The 17729-nt window shown below is 54.5% G+C and carries 16 protein-coding genes; 15 read left to right on the top strand and 1 reads right to left on the bottom strand.

Annotated elements, in window-relative coordinates; genetic code table 11:
• Nucleotides 1–884 precede the first annotated feature (884 nt).
• Nucleotides 885–2075 (top strand): IS256 family transposase, encoded by a 1191-nt coding sequence (locus D3H35_RS14720; protein ID WP_119150055.1) that lies wholly within the window; start codon nucleotides 885–887, stop codon nucleotides 2073–2075.
• Between the two features lie 614 nt (nucleotides 2076–2689).
• Here the strand turns inward: D3H35_RS14720 and D3H35_RS14725 are convergent.
• Complete coding sequence (locus tag D3H35_RS14725) at nucleotides 2690–3166, bottom strand: hypothetical protein (RefSeq protein WP_119150056.1); 477 nt, start codon at nucleotides 3164–3166, stop codon at nucleotides 2690–2692.
• Nucleotides 3167–3376: 210 nt separating this feature from the next.
• On the opposite strand from D3H35_RS14725, the gene spoIID reads away from it, so the two are divergent.
• From spoIID to D3H35_RS14795, 14 genes are all read left to right on the top strand, one after another.
• The gene (gene spoIID, locus D3H35_RS14730; protein ID WP_119150057.1) at nucleotides 3377–4627 is read left to right on the top strand and encodes a stage II sporulation protein D; all 1251 of its coding nucleotides are present in this window, start codon (nucleotides 3377–3379) and stop codon (nucleotides 4625–4627) included.
• A gap of 75 nt (nucleotides 4628–4702) precedes the next feature.
• A complete protein-coding gene (locus D3H35_RS14735; RefSeq protein WP_119150058.1) occupies nucleotides 4703–5431 on the top strand; it encodes a M23 family metallopeptidase in 729 nt (242 codons plus the stop codon).
• 171 nt (nucleotides 5432–5602) lie between these two features.
• Nucleotides 5603–6559, top strand: coding sequence for an HD-GYP domain-containing protein (locus D3H35_RS14740; RefSeq protein WP_147355846.1), 957 nt, complete (start codon nucleotides 5603–5605; stop codon nucleotides 6557–6559).
• Nucleotides 6560–6787: 228 nt separating this feature from the next.
• Entirely contained in the window at nucleotides 6788–7075 is a 288-nt protein-coding gene (gene spoIIID / locus D3H35_RS14745; RefSeq protein WP_027094289.1) for a sporulation transcriptional regulator SpoIIID, read from the top strand.
• A gap of 94 nt (nucleotides 7076–7169) precedes the next feature.
• A complete protein-coding gene (mreB, locus tag D3H35_RS14750; RefSeq protein WP_119150060.1) occupies nucleotides 7170–8165 on the top strand; it encodes a rod shape-determining protein in 996 nt (331 codons plus the stop codon).
• A gap of 21 nt (nucleotides 8166–8186) precedes the next feature.
• Nucleotides 8187–9065 carry a flagellar hook-basal body protein gene (locus D3H35_RS14755; protein WP_119150061.1) on the top strand — a complete coding sequence of 293 codons (879 nt, stop codon included), beginning with the start codon at nucleotides 8187–8189 and terminating at the stop codon, nucleotides 9063–9065.
• Between the two features lie 20 nt (nucleotides 9066–9085).
• Nucleotides 9086–9901: a flagellar hook-basal body protein gene (locus tag D3H35_RS14760; RefSeq protein WP_119150062.1), complete on the top strand. Its 816-nt coding sequence runs from the start codon at nucleotides 9086–9088 to the stop codon at nucleotides 9899–9901.
• Nucleotides 9902–10021: 120 nt separating this feature from the next.
• Nucleotides 10022–10258, top strand: coding sequence for a DNA-directed RNA polymerase subunit beta (locus tag D3H35_RS14765; RefSeq protein ID WP_233567942.1), 237 nt, complete (start codon nucleotides 10022–10024; stop codon nucleotides 10256–10258).
• Between the two features lie 120 nt (nucleotides 10259–10378).
• Nucleotides 10379–10885, top strand: coding sequence for a CDP-alcohol phosphatidyltransferase family protein (locus D3H35_RS14770; RefSeq protein WP_119150063.1), 507 nt, complete (start codon nucleotides 10379–10381; stop codon nucleotides 10883–10885).
• A 166-nt stretch (nucleotides 10886–11051) separates the two neighbouring features.
• Nucleotides 11052–11489 (top strand): 3-hydroxyacyl-ACP dehydratase FabZ, encoded by a 438-nt coding sequence (gene fabZ, locus D3H35_RS14775; RefSeq protein WP_119150064.1) that lies wholly within the window; start codon nucleotides 11052–11054, stop codon nucleotides 11487–11489.
• A 42-nt stretch (nucleotides 11490–11531) separates the two neighbouring features.
• Nucleotides 11532–13235, top strand: coding sequence for a phospho-sugar mutase (locus D3H35_RS14780; protein ID WP_119150065.1), 1704 nt, complete (start codon nucleotides 11532–11534; stop codon nucleotides 13233–13235).
• A 191-nt stretch (nucleotides 13236–13426) separates the two neighbouring features.
• A complete protein-coding gene (locus D3H35_RS14785; protein WP_119150066.1) occupies nucleotides 13427–15514 on the top strand; it encodes a DUF5693 family protein in 2088 nt (695 codons plus the stop codon).
• Between the two features lie 175 nt (nucleotides 15515–15689).
• Entirely contained in the window at nucleotides 15690–16835 is a 1146-nt protein-coding gene (csaB, locus tag D3H35_RS14790; RefSeq protein WP_233567943.1) for a polysaccharide pyruvyl transferase CsaB, read from the top strand.
• A gap of 88 nt (nucleotides 16836–16923) precedes the next feature.
• Nucleotides 16924–17685, top strand: coding sequence for a WecB/TagA/CpsF family glycosyltransferase (locus D3H35_RS14795; RefSeq protein WP_233567944.1), 762 nt, complete (start codon nucleotides 16924–16926; stop codon nucleotides 17683–17685).
• Nucleotides 17686–17729 lie beyond the last annotated feature (44 nt).

Below are 17729 nucleotides of genomic sequence, written 5' to 3' on the forward strand. Positions count from 1 at the left end.
CGGGGCGTCTTTTTTCTGCATTCCTTTGCTGGGTTGTCCTCGTCAGATTGCTGATACGCCACACGCCCACCCGACCGCCGGAAATAGTAACTGTAGGTGCCTTAGTTCCTCTAATGCCCGCCCGACCGCTGGAAATAGTAACTGTGGGTGCCTTATTTCCTCTAATGCCCGCCCGACCGCCGGAAATAGTAACTGTAGGTGCCTTATTTCCTCGAATGCCCACCTGAATGTCGGAAATAGTAACTGTGGGTGCCTTATTTCCTCGAACGCCCACCCGACCGCCGGAAATAGTAACTGAGGGTGCCTTATTTCTGCGATTGCCCACCCGACCGCCGGAAATAGTAACTGAGGGTGCCTTATTTCCTCGAACGCCCACCCGACCGCCGGAAATAGTAACTGAGGGTGCCTTATTTCCTCGAACGCCCACCCGACCGCCGAAAATAGTAACTGAGGGTGCCTTATTTCCTCTAATGCCCGCCCGACCGCCGGAAATAGTAACTGTAGGTGCCTTATTTCCTCGAATGCCCACCCGACCGCCGGAAATAGTAACTGAGGGTGCCTTATTTCCCGAATGCCCGCCCGACCATCGGAAATAGTAACTGAGGGTGCCTTATTTCCTCGAATGCTCACCCGACTGTCGGAAATAGTAACTGTGAGTGTCTTATTTCCTCGAATTCCCATCAGACCGTCGGAAATAGTAACTGAGAGTGTCTTATTTCTGCGATTGCTCACCCGACCGCCGGAAATAGTAACTGTAGGTGCCTTATTTCCGCGCCTGCCGATGACGTAAAATTGTTTGTGTACCATGTTTTGGAGTCTTACCAAAACAAAAAAAAGTAGGGTATTCTCGGGGTTACGACGCCACCAAGAAGGAGCCCTACTCGATGACTACTATACCCGAAAACATGCTTAACGATCTATTTGAAAATCTTGTCACACAGTTTGTGAAACAGAACATTGAGACGATCATGCGAGCTGAAATCAAACACATGTTGGAGGAGCAGGAAGAACATCAGCGTAATAGCCGGAACGGTTATTACACGCGCACCCTCCACACGAAGTATGGTCACATTGAAGATCTCCAGGTACCACGTGACCGTAATGGCCAATTCCAAACCAGCGTATTCGAGCCGTATCAGCGCCGAGATGGTTGGCTAGAGGAAGCTGTTATTCAGATGTACAAAAGCGGTATGGGCACACGAGACGTCGCCCGTTTCATTGAAAGCATGTTTGGTAGCCAATATTCGCCTACGACCGTCAGTAATATTACAGCGACAGTGTTGGAGGACATTCAAATCTGGTTGCAGCGCCCGCTAAAGAAACGTTACTCGGTTATTTATCTCGACGGTCTTTACGTCAAACTCAAACGCGGCACCGTAAGTGGCGAAGTCGTTTACTTTGCGATGGGGATCGACGAAGATGGTCACCGGCAAATCCTTGGCTTCTACATTGGCGGCCAAGAGAGTTCAAATGGCTGGCGGGAAGTACTCAAAGATCTTTATAAACGCGGGGCGACAGACGTGCTGCTCGGCGTGTTTGACGGCCTGACAGGGCTTGAAGTAGCCTTCCGCGAGACTTACCCGAAAGCCGACGTGCAGCATTGTGTGGTGCACAAAGTCCGTGCTACTTTCCCAAAAATCCGGGTGCAACATCGAACGGAAGTTATCGAGGATATCAAAACGGTTTACACGGCTGAGGACAAAGATCTTGCATTAGCAGCCTTCGACACGGTTTACGCAAAGTGGGGCAAATTGTATCCAAAAGAGATGGAACTTTGGAAGGAGCAACTGCCTACGTTGCTGACCTTTTACAAATTTCCCAGCCTCATCAAGGAAGCCATTTACACTTCCAACCCAATCGAGCGGATGAATAAGGAAATCCGCAAGAGACTCAAGCCGATGAATAGTTTAACGAACATGGATGCGGCAGAGAAGATCGTTTACTTGCAGGCAATCGACTACAACGAACGTAACGAAAGTCGCGCCATACGTGGGTTTGCAGATCCTGAAGTGAAGAAGAAGTTAACCGAGATGTTTGAGGCACGATATTCGGACAAGATAACATCCGAGGAGTAGCGCCACAAAAACCAATCTCCCGCGCCTTCGCTTGAGCTGCGCTCTCCGCCAACTCTAAAACCTAAAATCATGTCCATCATCCCGATGGAAAAACCTACTACACAAACTTCTTGACGCTACCCGCCTGCCCACCCGACCGCCGGAAATAGTAACTGTAGGTGCCTTATTTCCACGCCTGCCCACCCGACCGTCGGAAATAGTAACTGAGAGTGTCTTATTTCTGCGATTGCTCACCCGACCGCCGGAAATAGTAACTGTAGGTGCTTATTTCCTCGAATGCCCGCCCGACCGCCGGAAATAGTAACTGAGGGTGCCTTATTTCTGCGATTGCCCGCCCGACCGCCGGAAATAGTAACTGTAGGTGTCTTATTTCCGCGTCTGCCCACCCGACCGCCGAGCATTACCCTGCTAGAGGTTATCCGTACTAAGAACATAGCTCCGAATCCGAGTTTTACAGAGACTAGCGGAGAGAACGTGTCCTTCCCTAAGAAGCTTTTTGAGATGTACCGCGATTGTTTTCCGGTGCCAGTGGAGTCCTCTGGCGATTTGGATCGGCGTAAGGGGCCCTTTGTTCGTTCTCATATAAGCGACGATGGCCCGGTCGATGGGATCCGTCATCGTAGCGGAGTCGATGGAGCCATCCCCCACTTCCCGATAGCTTGCTGAAGCAACTGTTGGCAGAGCCGGGGATGTCTCTGGATGTGATCCAAGGAAAAACGAAGAATCCTCCAATCGTCAAGAACCAGATGGTCATGACGGATTAGGTTGTCGTTATATTTCCATCGATCGATATCTCGTTTGTGGGTGCCGTAGGGATCGATTTCGATACAAATGTGCAGCCCCCCGAGCAAGAGTGCAAAGTCTAGATAGCGGTACCCGTCTTTGAAATCTCTTACTTCATACTCGGGATGCAGATTATCAAATTGGCCAAAGGCGGGCCACCATATTCGAGCTAGAAACTGCAACTCGGCATAATTTCCACCTTTTGGAAGTGATAGCCTCCTTCGTCGTTCCCCTCTGGCCGATTTGCGCTGCTTCTCCATCCAATTCGTATGGGCAGTCTCGAATTGGGGATCCAGATTCTCCTCCACAGAACGTCTCATCCTCTCGGAAAATAAAATAGCCGCTCATCCGGAACGAAAGTTCCGAACGAACGGCGTATGCTTTACGACCGACCGCAGTATGCGTAGTAACGAGACAAGCTTACATGACTTTTCGCCGATTGGCAAGTCTATCGAACGGGTTCTAGCACGAGCTGAAAACGCATAGTTTGAAAGAAGTCCAAGCTATGAGGGGGTACCATGATACGAAGCTGGAAAATAGAATGGGCTGCGTTCGCCGGAGGGACGCTCGCAGCCGGTATATTGTGGTTATTCGTTCATGCACCGGGATTTGAGGGGCAGTTATCGACGACAATAGGGAACGAGAGTCCGAAGAGCGAAGCTCAATCGCAAGTCCAATCGCAAGCTCAATCGCAAGTCCAATCGCAAGCCAAGAGGCTGTCGGACGGGCCCGCGAGCGAGAGATTACAGGGAGGATCTCCTTCATCGGAAAATCCGGACCCCGGAAAGTCCGATTCCGTATCCGGTTCCTTGCCCGTGACCCAAGGCCTTTCGCCTTTGACCCAAGGCCTTACGCCCTTGGAACCCAATTCCCGCTACCCCGAACCGTTCGTGAGAGTTTACTTGTCGGAAAGCAAAACCGTAGAGACGGTCAGCCTGGAAACTTACGTACGCGGAGTGGTGGCGGCCGAGATGCCGCTTGATTTCGAGCCGGCGGCGCTGGAAGCGCAGGCGCTTGCCGCTCGCACTTATATCCTCCGGCGTCTGATGAACGATGATCGCACAGGCATGCCGGTACAGAACGCCGACGTCACAGACACGCAGACGCACCAGGCATACCGGTCGATTAGTCGGATGAGCAAGCTGCTCGTTCAAGATCGGGAGGGCTGGATGAAAGCCGACCAAGCGTGCCGAAATACGCGAGGCCTCATCATCGCCTACGAGGGACAGCCGATCGATGCGCTCTATTTTTCCACGAGCAACGGCTACACGGAAAATTCGGAGGATGTGTTCCCGTTCAAGCTTCCTTATTTGCGATCGGTAGAAAGTCCGTGGGATAAAGAGGGGGCGCCTCGTTCGAAGGAAACGGTAGAGATGCCGCTCAAGAGGTTTTACGAATTGCTTGGAGCGAAGTCGGCGCAGGCCATGGGACCGATAGTTGCGGGTGCGGGGGGAGGCAAGCTGCCTATTCGAGTGACCGAACGGTCGGAAGGACAACGAGTAAAAATGTTGGCTGTCGGTACGCTCAAGCTGCCGGGAACCGAAGTCCGCAGCATGCTCGGCTTGCGGTCCTCATCGTTCGAATGGGTAATCAAGGGCTCCAAAATCTTCATTACCACATACGGAAGCGGGCATGGCGTCGGTATGAGCCAGTGGGGAGCGGAGGGGATGGCGAAGGCAGGGAGTACGTCGCGCGAAATCGTGGAACACTACTATCCGGGAGTAAACCTGATGGAAGTATCGAAGCTTCCGAATGGCAGCACGCTATAAAAATGGTAATCTTCTAATCCGGACAGGTATAAAACCCCATCACCTGGTAACAATGGCTTACTGAGGTGATAAAAAATGATCAATGACAACAACAAGCCTACTCGCAAGCTCGAAGACTCTCAAAAGTCGGTTACGGGATCGCACTCCGCCGCCAAGCCTTCCGGTTGGAAAAAACTACTTTCCAAGCGCTGGGTGTTTCCTGCAGCTTACATGGCCGCGGCTGCAATCATCGTAACCATCCTCTGGATGAACTCGGACACGGACAAGGCGGATAAGACATCGCCTGCCGTATCGAGCGTCTCCAGCGAACAGACGGATGGCGCTTCAAGTCCGGACGCCGCGCCTGCGGTCGCCAATGGGGAGGCTCTCCAATGGCCGGTGGCAAAGATGGACGACATGAAGACACTCATCCCGTTCTACGATGCCGCCGCATCGGAGGAAGAACGCGTAGCCGCTATGGTAGAGTATCCTAACAACACGTTCGCGCCGCACATGGCCATCGATTTGGCTCGCAAAGACGCTCAGTCGTTCGACGTTCAAGCCGCTCTCGGAGGCGAAGTAACGGTTGCCGAGCAGACGGCGAAAAATGGCTACGAGGTGCACATCAAGCATGCCAACGGGCTCGAAACCGTCTACCAAAGCTTGACCGATCTCAAAGTGAAGTCGGGAGACAAGGTCGAGCAGGGCGACGTCATCGCGAAAGCCGCTCAAAGCGAGAGCGAGCCGGGCGAAGGCATTCACGTCCATTTCGAGGTTCGCAATAACGGCCAGTCTGTCAATCCGACGTCGCTCATCGCCAAGTAATAGTAGAAGCATCGATTGCCTGCCATCGGGCGATCGAGCAGGAAGCCGGGAATCCCGCCGTCGCCGACAAGGCGGGCGGCCCGGCTTTTTTTGTTGGACGTATCGACAAGAATCGATTCATTATGTCATAATTTTCAATATCTATTCAAAAAAGTACGGGATGGCGACCGGATGAGAGAAGTATACGTATCGCATTTGGAGCCCGGCGATGTGTTGGACAAGCCGGTGTTCGCGAGGAACGGCGTGGTTATGCTGGAGGAAGGAACGGTGCTTACCGAGCCTTACATTCAGAGCTTGAAGAGGATTGGAATTGACAGGGTCAGGCTGAGGAGCCGGAAGCCGGGGGTCGCATGGCCAGAGGACGCGAACGACCGCAGCGGCGAAACGGAATCGGAATACCGGCTTCCTGATATCAGTGCGTTAAAAAGCGACGTTCGAGCAAGGGAGGACGCCGTTCGGTTAGCGACCGCTTTTGCCGACTCCGATTTGGGGCTCGGACGAATGTCAATGCCTTTTCCGGTAGAAGTCTTTCGCAAGCAGTTTCGCGAGATCGTCATGGGAATCGTATCCCAGCCGGCGTTCGCCGAGGAGCTCGGCGTTCTTTATTTGACGGACAGGCAGCTGTTCGAGCATTCGCTGCAGGTCGCTCTATGCTCGGACATCATTGGAACGATTAGGAATTTCGACGCTTCCCGCCGCTACGCGCTTACGCTGGGGGCCATGTTCAGCGATATCGGAATGACGAGGCTCCCGACCGAGCTTCTCAAGCTCCCGCGAGAACTCAAGGATCCCGAACGCGCAATCATCAAGCGGCATACGACCGACGGTTATCGTCTGCTGACACGAATGAAGGAAATGCCGGCCGAGTCGGCGAAGTGCGCTTTGCTCCACCATGAACGCTATCAGGGCGGAGGCTATCCGCTTGCGTTGAAGAACTCCGACATTCCCGAGTATGCGCAAATCGTCGGCCTGGCCGACGTATACAACGCTCTGCTCTCTCCCCGCCATCACCGGCAGCCTTATGCTCGGGAAGAAGCCCTCGAATATTTATACGCGGCAGGTAACTGGGAGTTCGAGGCCCAATTGATCCGATTGTTTTTGAATAGTGTGAAGGGGAGTTCGTCGTAAGACGGAAGCCTGGACCAGCAATCGAAAGACGGAAGGGCTGCGGCTCTCCGTCTTTTACTGCTTTATTGCAGTGCGGCGATAAGCCTAAAGACCCATCGTTCGGACGAGTAGACCTATCTTTTCCCCGGTTTTTGGGACTTTCCCGGCTTGTCGGCAGGTATAACAAAGAATAAGTGCCCATCCCCCTCATATACTGTACCAATTCTATTTCAGCAGGGAGGCGGGAGCGTGCACGACTACATCAAAGAACGGACCATCAAGATTGGCCGGTGCATTGTGGAAACGCGAAATACGGTGCGAACGATTGCCAAAGAATTCGGCGTCTCCAAGAGCACGGTGCATAAAGATCTTACCGAGCGTCTGCCGGAAATCAACCCGGATTTGGCGGATCAGGTTAAGCACATTCTGGAATATCACAAGTCGATCCGGCACCTGAGAGGGGGGGAAGCGACCAAGATCAAGTACAAAAAGACGACCGTCAAAAAACGGGAAGTTCTGACAGCGGGAAAAGCGTGAAATTACGGAATTTGTCGATACGAAAGAAGGATTTGGAGATCCTGCGGCGAATAAGACACTATACATCTTCGATACGGTGAGGGATCTGACGTTCATGTTTAGCAAAGATATCGGCATCGACCTCGGCACGGCCAACGTGTCCATTCATGTGAAAGGCAAGGGAGTGGTTCTCGACGAGCCGTCCGTCGTTGCCATCGAGAGCGACACGCGGAAGGTGCTGGCGGTCGGCGAGGAAGCTCGCCGGATGGTCGGCCGCACTCCCGGCAACATCATCGCGATTCGTCCGCTCAGGGACGGGGTCATCGCCGATTTCGAAGTGACTGACATGATGCTTAAGAAGTTCATAGAACGCGTAGGCGGACGCGGCATGTTCAGCCGTCCCCGCATTCTGATCTGCGCGCCGACCAATATTACGTCGGTCGAGCAGAAGGCCATTCGCGAAGCGGCGATTCGCTGCGGCGCCAAAGAGGTGTTCCTCGAGGAGGAACCGAAAGCTGCGGCGATCGGAGCCGGCATGGACATCTTTCAACCGAGCGGCAATATGGTAGTCGATATCGGCGGAGGTACGACGGATGTTGCCGTTCTTTCCATGGGCGACGTCGTAACCGCCTCTTCTCTTAAAGTCGCGGGGGACAAGTTCGACGCCGCGATCATGAAGTACATAAAGAACAAATATAAGCTGTTGATCGGCGAACGCACGAGCGAGGACGTCAAGGTCAAGATCGGCACCGTTCATCTCCACGGCCGCAGGGAAGAAATCGACATCCGCGGCCGGGATATGGTGTCGGGCTTGCCGCAGACGGTGACGATTTACTCCGACGAGGTGCGCGAGGCGCTGTGGGAGCCGGTGATGTCAATCGTCGCGGCGGCGAAGACGGTGCTGGAGCGGACGCCGCCGGAGCTGTCTGCGGACATTATCGATCGCGGAGTCATCCTGACCGGTGGGGGAGCGCTGCTGGACGGTCTTGACTCTTTGCTTGCGGACGAGCTTAAAGTTCCGGTTCTTGTCGCCGAAGACCCTATGCATTGCGTCGTGAAAGGTACCGGAATTTTGCTCGATCATCTGGATAAAATAGCCCGGAGAAATTAAGCGGCGAGGAGAGCGGCATTCATGCTAAGAGGACTGTATACAGCATCTTCGGCCATGGTAGCGCAACAGCGCCGACACGATGCGGTCACGAACAACATCGCTAACTTGAATACGCCCGGCTATAAGGAATCGGGCGCGGTTACCCGGTCTTTTCCCGACATGCTCATTTCCGCTTTGGGCGGAGACATTGGGTCGGACAACAAGGTAGGCAAGCTTTCCACAGGGGTGTTCGCAGAGGAAAACCTGCTGAGAATGAGCCAAGGAGATTTGCAAGAGACGTATCGCCCGAGCGATATGGCGATCGTCTCAGACATATTGGTCGACGGAGTGGCGTTCGATGCCTCCGGCAAGTACGTCGATCCGGAAAGCGGCGAGGTTACGTATCAGCCGCAAGCCTTCTTCACCGTCGAAGGAGCGAACGGCGAACCGCTTTATACGCGGGACGGAAGCTTTAAGACGGCGGTGGACGGAACGCTGGTAACCTCTTCCGGCAATCCGGTTCTCGGAGCCGACGGACAACCTATCGTTGTGACCGGCGCTTGGGAGCAAGTGTCGATAACGGCCGACGGTCGGCTGGTGAGCACCGCGACAGGACTGCCGTTGGCCGGTGAGCCGAGGCTGATGCTGACCCGGGTGGATAATCCGAACCTGCTCGTACGTCAGGGGGACGGAACCTTCCAATACAAGGGTGAAGCGGGAGACATCCGGCAGGTCGATCCGGCCGATGTGAATACGCGAGTCCAGATTCGCCAAGGCTTCCTTGAGCGCTCCAATGTAGACTCCGCACAATCAATGGTCGATATTATGTCGGCGCTGCGCAGCTACGAGGCGAACCAGAAGGTCATTCAATTCTACGATCGCAGTCTTGATAAAGCCGTGAACGAAATCGGCAGAGTATAAAGGACGGGGGACCTCGCGATATGAACAACTCCATTATTTCCGCATCCGTGTCCATGGGCGCGCTTCAGAAGAGGCTCGATATACTCGCCGATAACATCGCGAACGTAGATACGGTCGGGTACAAGCGCAAGAGCGCGGTTTTCGAGGATATTATGACGAGCTTGCAGTCGCAGCAAGAGGATTTTCGTCTGGACGGACGGCGTTCTCCGCTGGGCTACACGCACGGCTGGGGCTCTCGAATCGCCTCCATTCAACTCGACATGACGCAGGGGTCGTTGAAGGATACCGGCAATCCGACGGACGTCGCTATCGAAGGCAACGCTCTATTCGAAGTGCGGACGACGGACGGAGCGAGCGCTTATACGAGGCACGGAGCGTTCCAGCTTATTGCGCAACCGGATGGAGATCGGGTACTATTAACCGATACGGGACTGCCTGTCTTGAACAGCAACGGAGCGGAAATCCGGGTGCCTAACGGATACGAGCTCAAGATCGAAGAGAACGGAACGCTAACGGCGAACGGGCCTCAAGGCTCGCAGCCGATCGATTTGGGCAAGCTGAGCTTGGTGCAAGTGACGAAGCCGGAGTTTCTGGTTTCGGTCGGAGACAATTTGTATGGCGTGCCTGCGGATGTGAACGTGGATGACGTCCTTCAAAACCTGATCGAGCTTCCTCAGGGAGTAGCCGTTCGTCAAGGCTTCGCGGAACAGTCCAACGTTTCTTGGGGCGACGAAATGTCCGACCTCTTGCTCGTGCAGAGGGCTTATCAATTGAGCGCCCGCGCGCTTTCCTCCAGCGAGCAGATGATGGGCATGGCGAACAATTTGCGGGCATAATTAGAACACGTGTTGCGGCAGGCATTCGATTTTCGCTATACTTGTCCGCAGGCGTCATCGATAAACGGATACCGCCGTCCAGAACGGCGGCAGTCGTTGTGCTTGGAAGGAGAATTACGAATGACAGCAATGACCCGATCGTCGGAGCCGAGCGGTCAACACTCCACCGGACGGGTGGCGCTCCGAATTATATGGACCACCGTCAAAATTTTCATCATTCCCGTTCTTTGCGTGGTCGCGATTATTTTCGGACTTGCGGTCGGGTACTCCGTACTCGGAAAGCAGCCGTTATCTGATGTTTTCGATCTGAATACGTGGAAGCATATGTACGATTTGGTGTTCTCCCGAGAGGGTTAATCGCCTTTATCGATCTTCATGTGCGGCTGTTTCGACTCCTCGGCTCTTGCGGGGAGTTTTCATTTGCTCATACGAGCGTTATAATAGTGGGGAACTTGAGAGAAATGGGGGAAATTGGGGATGAACTTGCCTAATCTGCTGACGATGTCCCGATTTGCTCTAATTCCCCTGTTTTTGGCGTTATATTGGAACGATCATCCGGTGGCGGCGCTGTTGATCGTGCTGCTTGCGGGGTTAACGGATATTTTGGACGGCTATATCGCACGTCGAAGAGGGCAAATTACGGTAACCGGCAGCATGCTCGATCCTCTTGCGGACAAGACGATGATGTTGACCGTCGTTCTGTCGCTGCTGTTCAACGAGAAAATTTCCTGGTCTGTCGGAGCGGTGATGGCGTTCCGGGAAATCGGCATGATCGCGAGCTCGGCGTTTTTTTATTTCAGGGGAATGAAGACGGTTCCGGCCAATATGATGGGGAAAGCGACGACGGTCGTTTACTATGTAGCCATCGTGCTTCTTTTCCTGGATCAGCCGGGCGGTTCAGAGGTGTTGTGGTGCGGCATCGCGTTGTCTTTCGTTACTTCGGGTATATACTTCATGAAATTCCGCAACCTGAACAGAGCGTAAGACAAAAGAGACGGCCGCCGCGACGGACGAGAGGGACGTTGCGGCGGCAAGCTCTCTTATAGTCAACCTCGGCGGCTGCAGTCCCGCGCAAGGGATGACAATAGTATTCACAGGCAATAGCATGGTTATGCGAATGAACAATAATCCTATTCGGGAGGCAATGCACATGCTCGATATCACGCAAATTCAAGAAATCATTCCCCATCGTCCGCCATTTTTACTCATAGACCGTATTACAGAGCTGGAACCGGGCAAGCGCGCTGTCGGCATTAAGAACGTTACGATGAACGAGCCGCATTTTGTCGGGCATTTTCCGGGCTATCCGGTTATGCCGGGCGTGCTGATCGTCGAAGCGCTCGCTCAGGTAGGCTCGGTCGCGATACTCGCTCTTGAAGAGAATAAGGGCAAGCTGGGCTTTTTTGCAGGAATCGATCAATTTCGCTTCCGCGGACAAGTGAAGCCGGGCGACACGCTCGTGCTTGAATTGGAGATTACAAGGCTCAAAGGACCGATAGGCAAAGGCCGCGCGGTGGCCAAGGTTGGAGATGCGGTGGTCGCGGAGGGCGAGCTAATGTTCGCTTTATCCGATCCAAATAAAGGTTAATTTAGAGAGAAGAGATCTATTAATGGGAAGGAAGAGGAATCGATGCCGAAAACTCCGCAACAACTATTCGAGGCTTGGCTCCAGGATCCTACTATCGATGACGAAACAAAAGTTGAATTAACCGGCATAACCGGACAGGACAAAGAGATCGAAGACCGATTCTATCGGGATCTGGAGTTCGGAACGGGCGGATTGCGCGGCGTAATGGGAGCCGGAACGAACCGAATGAACCGGTATGTAATCGGCAAGGCGACTCAAGGGTTCGCTAATTATTTGAAGGGGCTGTCGTCCGAGCCTTCCGTCGTCATCGCTCATGATTCCCGTCGCAACTCGGATACGTTTTCGGTGGAATCCGCTTGCGTGCTGGCCGCCAATGGAATCAAAACCTACTTATACCGCTCTCTTCGTCCGACCCCCCAGCTCTCGTTCGCCGTTCGCGATTTGAAAGCGACGGGAGGGATCGTCATAACGGCGAGCCATAATCCGCCCGAGTACAACGGATACAAAGTCTATAACGCCGATGGCTGCCAGCTTGTCCCTCACGAAGCGGAGCAGGTGATCGCAAGCATTCGCGCGGTTGAATCCTTCGATGAGGTCAAGCGGCTGACGCAAGCCGAAGCGGAATCGGCCGGACTGCTCGTCTGGCTAGGAGAAGCGGAAGATCAGCGTTTCATCGATGCAGTGGCCGCCAGCGCGGTTCAGCCGGAATGGCTTCGCAGCGGAGCGGGCGCCGGAATATCGATCGTATTCACGCCATTGCATGGAGCGGGCAATCTTCCCGTTCGTCGCGTATTGGCGCAAGCCGGATTTACGAACGTGCATGTGGTGGAAGCTCAGGAGCTTCCCGACGGACAATTCCCGACCGTGAAGTCTCCGAATCCGGAGGAGCACGAAGCGTTCACATTGGCTATGAAGCTGGCCGATGAGACAGACGCCGATTTGATTATCGGAACGGACCCGGACTGCGATCGCATGGGGGCCGTTGTGAAGAACGATGCCGGAAAGTATGTCGTGCTGACCGGTAACCAGTCCGGAGCATTGATGGTCTACTATTTGTTGTCGCGTCTGAAAGAGCAAGGCAAGCTGCCTGCGAACGGCGCCGTCGTGAAGACGATCGTAACGAGCGAGATGGGCGCGGATATCGCCGCATCGTTCGGCTGCGAAGTGTTCAATACGCTGACGGGGTTCAAGTACATCGGGGAAAAAATAAAGCAGTTCGAGCAGACGGGCTCCCACGTTTATTTGTTCGGTTACGAGGAAAGCTACGGCTATTTGACGGGTACATACGCTCGCGACAAGGATGCGGTAGTCGCCTCGCTATTGATAAGCGAAGCGGCAGCGTACTACAAGTCTCAAGGGAAGACGCTGTACTCCGTCCTGTTGGATCTGTATGCCCAGTATGGCGCATACCTTGAGAGGCTGGAGTCGCGCACGCTGAAAGGAAAAGACGGACTCGAGAAAATCGGCGCCATCATGAACGATTGGCGGTCGAATCCTCCGCAGGAGGTTGCGGGCGTTAGAGTGGAGAAGGTGCTCGATTACGAAAAAGGGCTGGACGGCCTGCCGTCCGAGAACGTGCTGAAGTTTCTGTTAACCGACGGGTCCTGGTTCTGCTTGAGACCGTCGGGCACGGAGCCGAAAATCAAATTGTACTTCGCCGTGCGGGGAGAAAGTCTGGACGGAGCGGAAGCTTCGCTTAACCGGCTTATATCCGTCGTCATGGAGCGCGTCGATTCGCTGGCATAATCGTCCGAAGAAGACTAAAATATATGAAGAAAACCAAGTGGCGGCCGAAAAGCCGCTACTTTTGCGAGGCATGCTAGTCCTAAGGGCCAGCCTCATCAATCCGTCGAACCGGCATCTTATATCGCATCGTACAGAACAGATTATTTTATTTACACGGTAGGAGTGACGGCTGTGCCTCAGTGGCTGAACGTATGGAATCGCAGGTTGTCCATTGGTTATGGTGGATCGTGCTCGTCGGCGTCGTCGCCGCATTGCCGGTCATGTACGCGAGAGCGCAGACGGAATCGTCGGCGAATAAGGTGGCCGTCGTTGTCGATTACCGGGATTTGCTCCAGGTTTCTTCTACGAAGGGGGAACCCGAGGCATTTCTGGACGAGCAGCTTGCCAAGCTGAAAGAGGCCGGCGTCAACGGCATGGCGGTGTTCGAAAGCACGCTTCAAGAGCTAAGCTGGGCGGGCGAGGTAGAAGTATACACCGCGACAGAGGCGGCGCTGCTTGAAGGAAAGACGGCGGCAGATGCCGGAAATAACCGCACCTATGTCATGTTTACGAAGCCGGGAGATGCCGATACAATCCGATCGATGATCGACTGGGCATTCAAAAAGCACGGGTTCGACGTAGCGGATTGGAGCTACGAGGGCCAAAAAGGCGTGTCTATCGACATGGGCATCGACGATGCGATGATCCGTCCGATGCAGCCCAACCCGTTGGAAATGGACCGTTTGCACGCAGCTGGCTACCAGTTGTATCCGCGCTTGTCCGATCGCTTTTCTCCTTACGATCGGGATGAGATGAAACGATGGATAGAATCGTTCGAAAAATACGGCGTAACCCGCGTACTGTTCGACGGCGAAGGAGTGCCGGGCTTCAGCGAGCCCGCTAAAAATAAAGCGATAGAGAATCTTGCCGATTTGCTTAAAGAGCACGGCATGGGCATTGGCGCTTTCGAAAATATGAAAGCTCCGACCAAAGGTCTCTCGTCCTTAGCCAAAGACCTCGATTATAATGTCGTCAGAGCGCACAGCTTATCCGATGGAGAGCTCGCGAAGCTTACGGTCGAGCAGCTTCAGGATCGGTTGTTCTTGGCGGTGAAGGATCGCGACATCAGGCTCATTTATTTACACACGCTCGCTCTCAGGGATTCCGTCAAAGGCAAGATGACCAATCCGTTGGAGATGATTGTCGATACCCTCATGGGTGCCGAGAAGTCGGACGATACGGACGATACGATCGATACGTCGACCGTCTCTGAAGGAACGGTGGAAGCGACCGCTTTGGAACGCGAGGTTGGATTCATCGAGAAAATGTCGGACTTCGGCTTCGAGCTTGGCGTTCCTCAAGCGTTCGATGTACACCATGCTCCGGCAGAGAAGGCGCTTCGAGGGCTGGCGATGGCCGGAGCGATTGCGCTGGTTGCTTTGATGCTGGGCTTGTTCGCACCGGCATTATTGCTTCCGGTTACCGTCATCGGATACATAGGAGCTGCCGGCTTGTATGTGCTCGCTCCGACTTTGATGGTGCAGATGTTGGCGCTGTTCGCCGCCATTGCCGCTCCTACGGTAGCCGTCGTGCTCCTCGTTCGAAAAATCCGGGAGCGGCGAGACGCCGAGTTGTCCAATGGACGCAAGCTGGGAGCAGCGTTGCTGCTGTTCGTCAAGACCTCGGTGCTGTCGATTGCGGCCGTTCCGCTCGTAGTGGCGATGCTGAACCATATTACGTACAGTCTGGTGCTCCAGCAGTTCAGGGGCGTCAGTCTTCTGCACCTTGCTCCTATCGCATTGGTAGCGATCTATGTGTTTTTGTACGGTTCGGGCGATACGGTCATCGGCAACGCTCGACGCATCCTTATGATGCCGGTTACGTTTTTCTGGGTCGTTCTGATCGGCGTAGGCGCTGCAGCCGGCATGTACTATCTCACCCGCACCGGCAATGCCGGGCAAGTATCGGGTCTGGAGCTGGCTTTCCGCTCATTCCTGGAGAACACGTTCGGAGTAAGGCCGCGCACCAAAGAATTTTTGATAGGCCATCCCCTTATGCTGGCTGGAATCTTCATCGCTCTCCGTTACCGTTGGGCTATGATTCTGCTGGCGATGGCTACGATCGCGCAGCTCTCCATGGTGGATACGTTCGCGCACATTCATACGCCTCTGGCGATGTCGATCATTCGCGTCCTGCTAGGTCTGGGTATGGGGATCGTAATCGGCCTGATTGCCGTTGGCGTATGGAGGATCATCGAGAAGACTTGGGGAAGAGTCGAGAAGTACGCTCTGGATAAGTAGCAAAGAATTATTAATGCGAGACAATTTCCGCAAAGATGCAGCTAATGACGCCGTTCTGTCCGGATTATGGGGGGAAGGCGCGTTAGATGCATTTTTTGCGGCTTGCGCGTGAAAATAAAGTCGAACAGGCAAAAATAAACGCAGTTATTGCGCGGGAAATGTCGGGTGATCGGGGATGATGCAGTTGGCGGATCAGGGCGGTAACGGCCGGACGAGGAAATACGTGCTGTCAGGATATTACGGCTTTAAGAACAGCGGAGACGAAGCGGTGCTGAAAAGCATCTTGACCGCCTTGGAGCAGGAAGCTCTGGCGCGCGGTGAATCCGTGGAGCCTATCGTTCTATCCAGCGATCCCGAGTGGACGAAGAACCAGTATGGGGTTGACGCCGTTCACCGAATGAAGCTGGGAGAAATATGGTCGGCGCTGCGGAAGAGCGACGGCCTCATAAGCGGCGGCGGAAGCTTGCTGCAAGACGCGACGGGGCTGGGCTCTATTCCGTATTATCTCGGAATAATGGAGATGGCGCGGTGGTGCGGCAAACCGACGTTTGTATACGCGCAAGGGATCGGTCCGGTAAACCGGGGTGTCTACCGTTGGCCGATTTCGCGGGCTTTTCGCAAGGCGAAGTATGTGTCGGTGCGAGACGAGGAGTCGGCGGAGCTCTTGCGCCGGTTCGGCGTTCCCATGACCGGCATCGCAGTCGTGCCCGATCCGGTAATGGGCTTGCCGCTGGCTGGTTCGGCAGAAGTGCCGGAGGAGTCAGCCAAAGAAGCTCGTTCAACGGATGCGACGCCGATCGTAGGAGTATCGGTGCGCTTCTGGCGCGGGGACCGCGCAGACCTGGATCGTATCGCAGACGCTTTGGGCGCTCTGGCCGGTCTGCGCTCCGTGCGGCTGCGCTTCCTGCCGTTCCACCGCGGAGCGGATGACGATGCTTCGCGGTATGTAATGGAACGTCTGGGCGGTGCGGCGCCGGTGGAGCTTGCTCCCGCTTACGAGGACCCGCAGCGGATGCTGCAGGAAGTGAGCCGATGCGATTTGCTCTTCGGCATGCGGCTGCACTCCCTTATTTACGCGGCGAACCGGGGCCTTCCGCTTCTCGGTCTTTCTTACGATCCGAAGATCGACCAATTTCTTCGCAGGCTCGGACAAAAAGCTGTCGGATCGACCGAAGCGCTCGATCCGAAGCGCTTTGCGGAGCAAGCGGCCAAGCTGCTGGACGACCCGGAGCGTTGGCGGCAATCGGCGGGATCGGCGATCGAGCGGTTGAAGCGCGAAGCCGTCGAGCCGGCGCAGCGTATTCTCGCTTACATTCGTTGAATGCAGGCTTGTCCGCTAAAAATCGTCAATCCGCAACAAATACCCAACTTCAAACGTATTACATTTGGAAAGCTGGAAGGTGAACAATGTGGGCAAGTCCTATCCGACGGTATCGCTCTATGGCGTACTCTTTTCTCAAATGAATATGAAAGAAACGGTCGACTACCTCACCCAGGCTATTGCCGACCGCAAGTCTCACCGTATTGTTACCGGCAACCCGATTATGCTGATGGCTGGGCTCGAGAATCCGGCTTTCCATCGGGCGCTTAGAACCGCCGACCTTGTCGTTCCGGACGGAGCCGGAGTCGTGTGGGCGGCCCGCCATGTCGGCCAGCCGGTACAAGAAAGGGTGGCCGGGTTCGATCTTATGCACGAACTGCTTCGGGCAGGAGATCGGCGCGGGTGGAGCGTCTTTATGCTCGGAGCTTCGCCGGACGTTATCGTAACGGCGCGCGACAAGCTGCAAAGGCAATTTCCGGGCATCCGTTTCGCGGGCTGCCGCGACGGGTACTTCAAAGACAGCGACGATGAAGAGGTTGTTCGGGAAATTCGCGAGGCGAATCCGGACATCCTGCTGCTCGCGAGATCGTTGAACACGCAGGAGCCGTGGCTGGAAAAATACCAGGAAGCTCTGCAGGTTCCTGTCATGATGGGAGTGGGCGGCAGCTTCGATGTCGTAGCGGGCAAGCTGAAGAGGGCTCCGGCATTGTTCCGCAAGCTTGGGCTTGAATGGTTCTATCGGCTTCTGCAGGAGCCGTCGCGTTACAAAAGAATGCTGGTTTTACCCCGTTTTGCGTTAAAAGTGATCAAAGACGGAGATAAAGTGTTAAAACCGGGCGATCCGTCGTGAAAATTTCATGAAAACCATGAAAACAGCGAAAAATGCCGGAAAAC

This window comes from Cohnella faecalis, from assembly GCF_003570905.1.
In the GTDB taxonomy this organism is placed as follows: domain Bacteria; phylum Bacillota; class Bacilli; order Paenibacillales; family Paenibacillaceae; genus Cohnella; species Cohnella faecalis.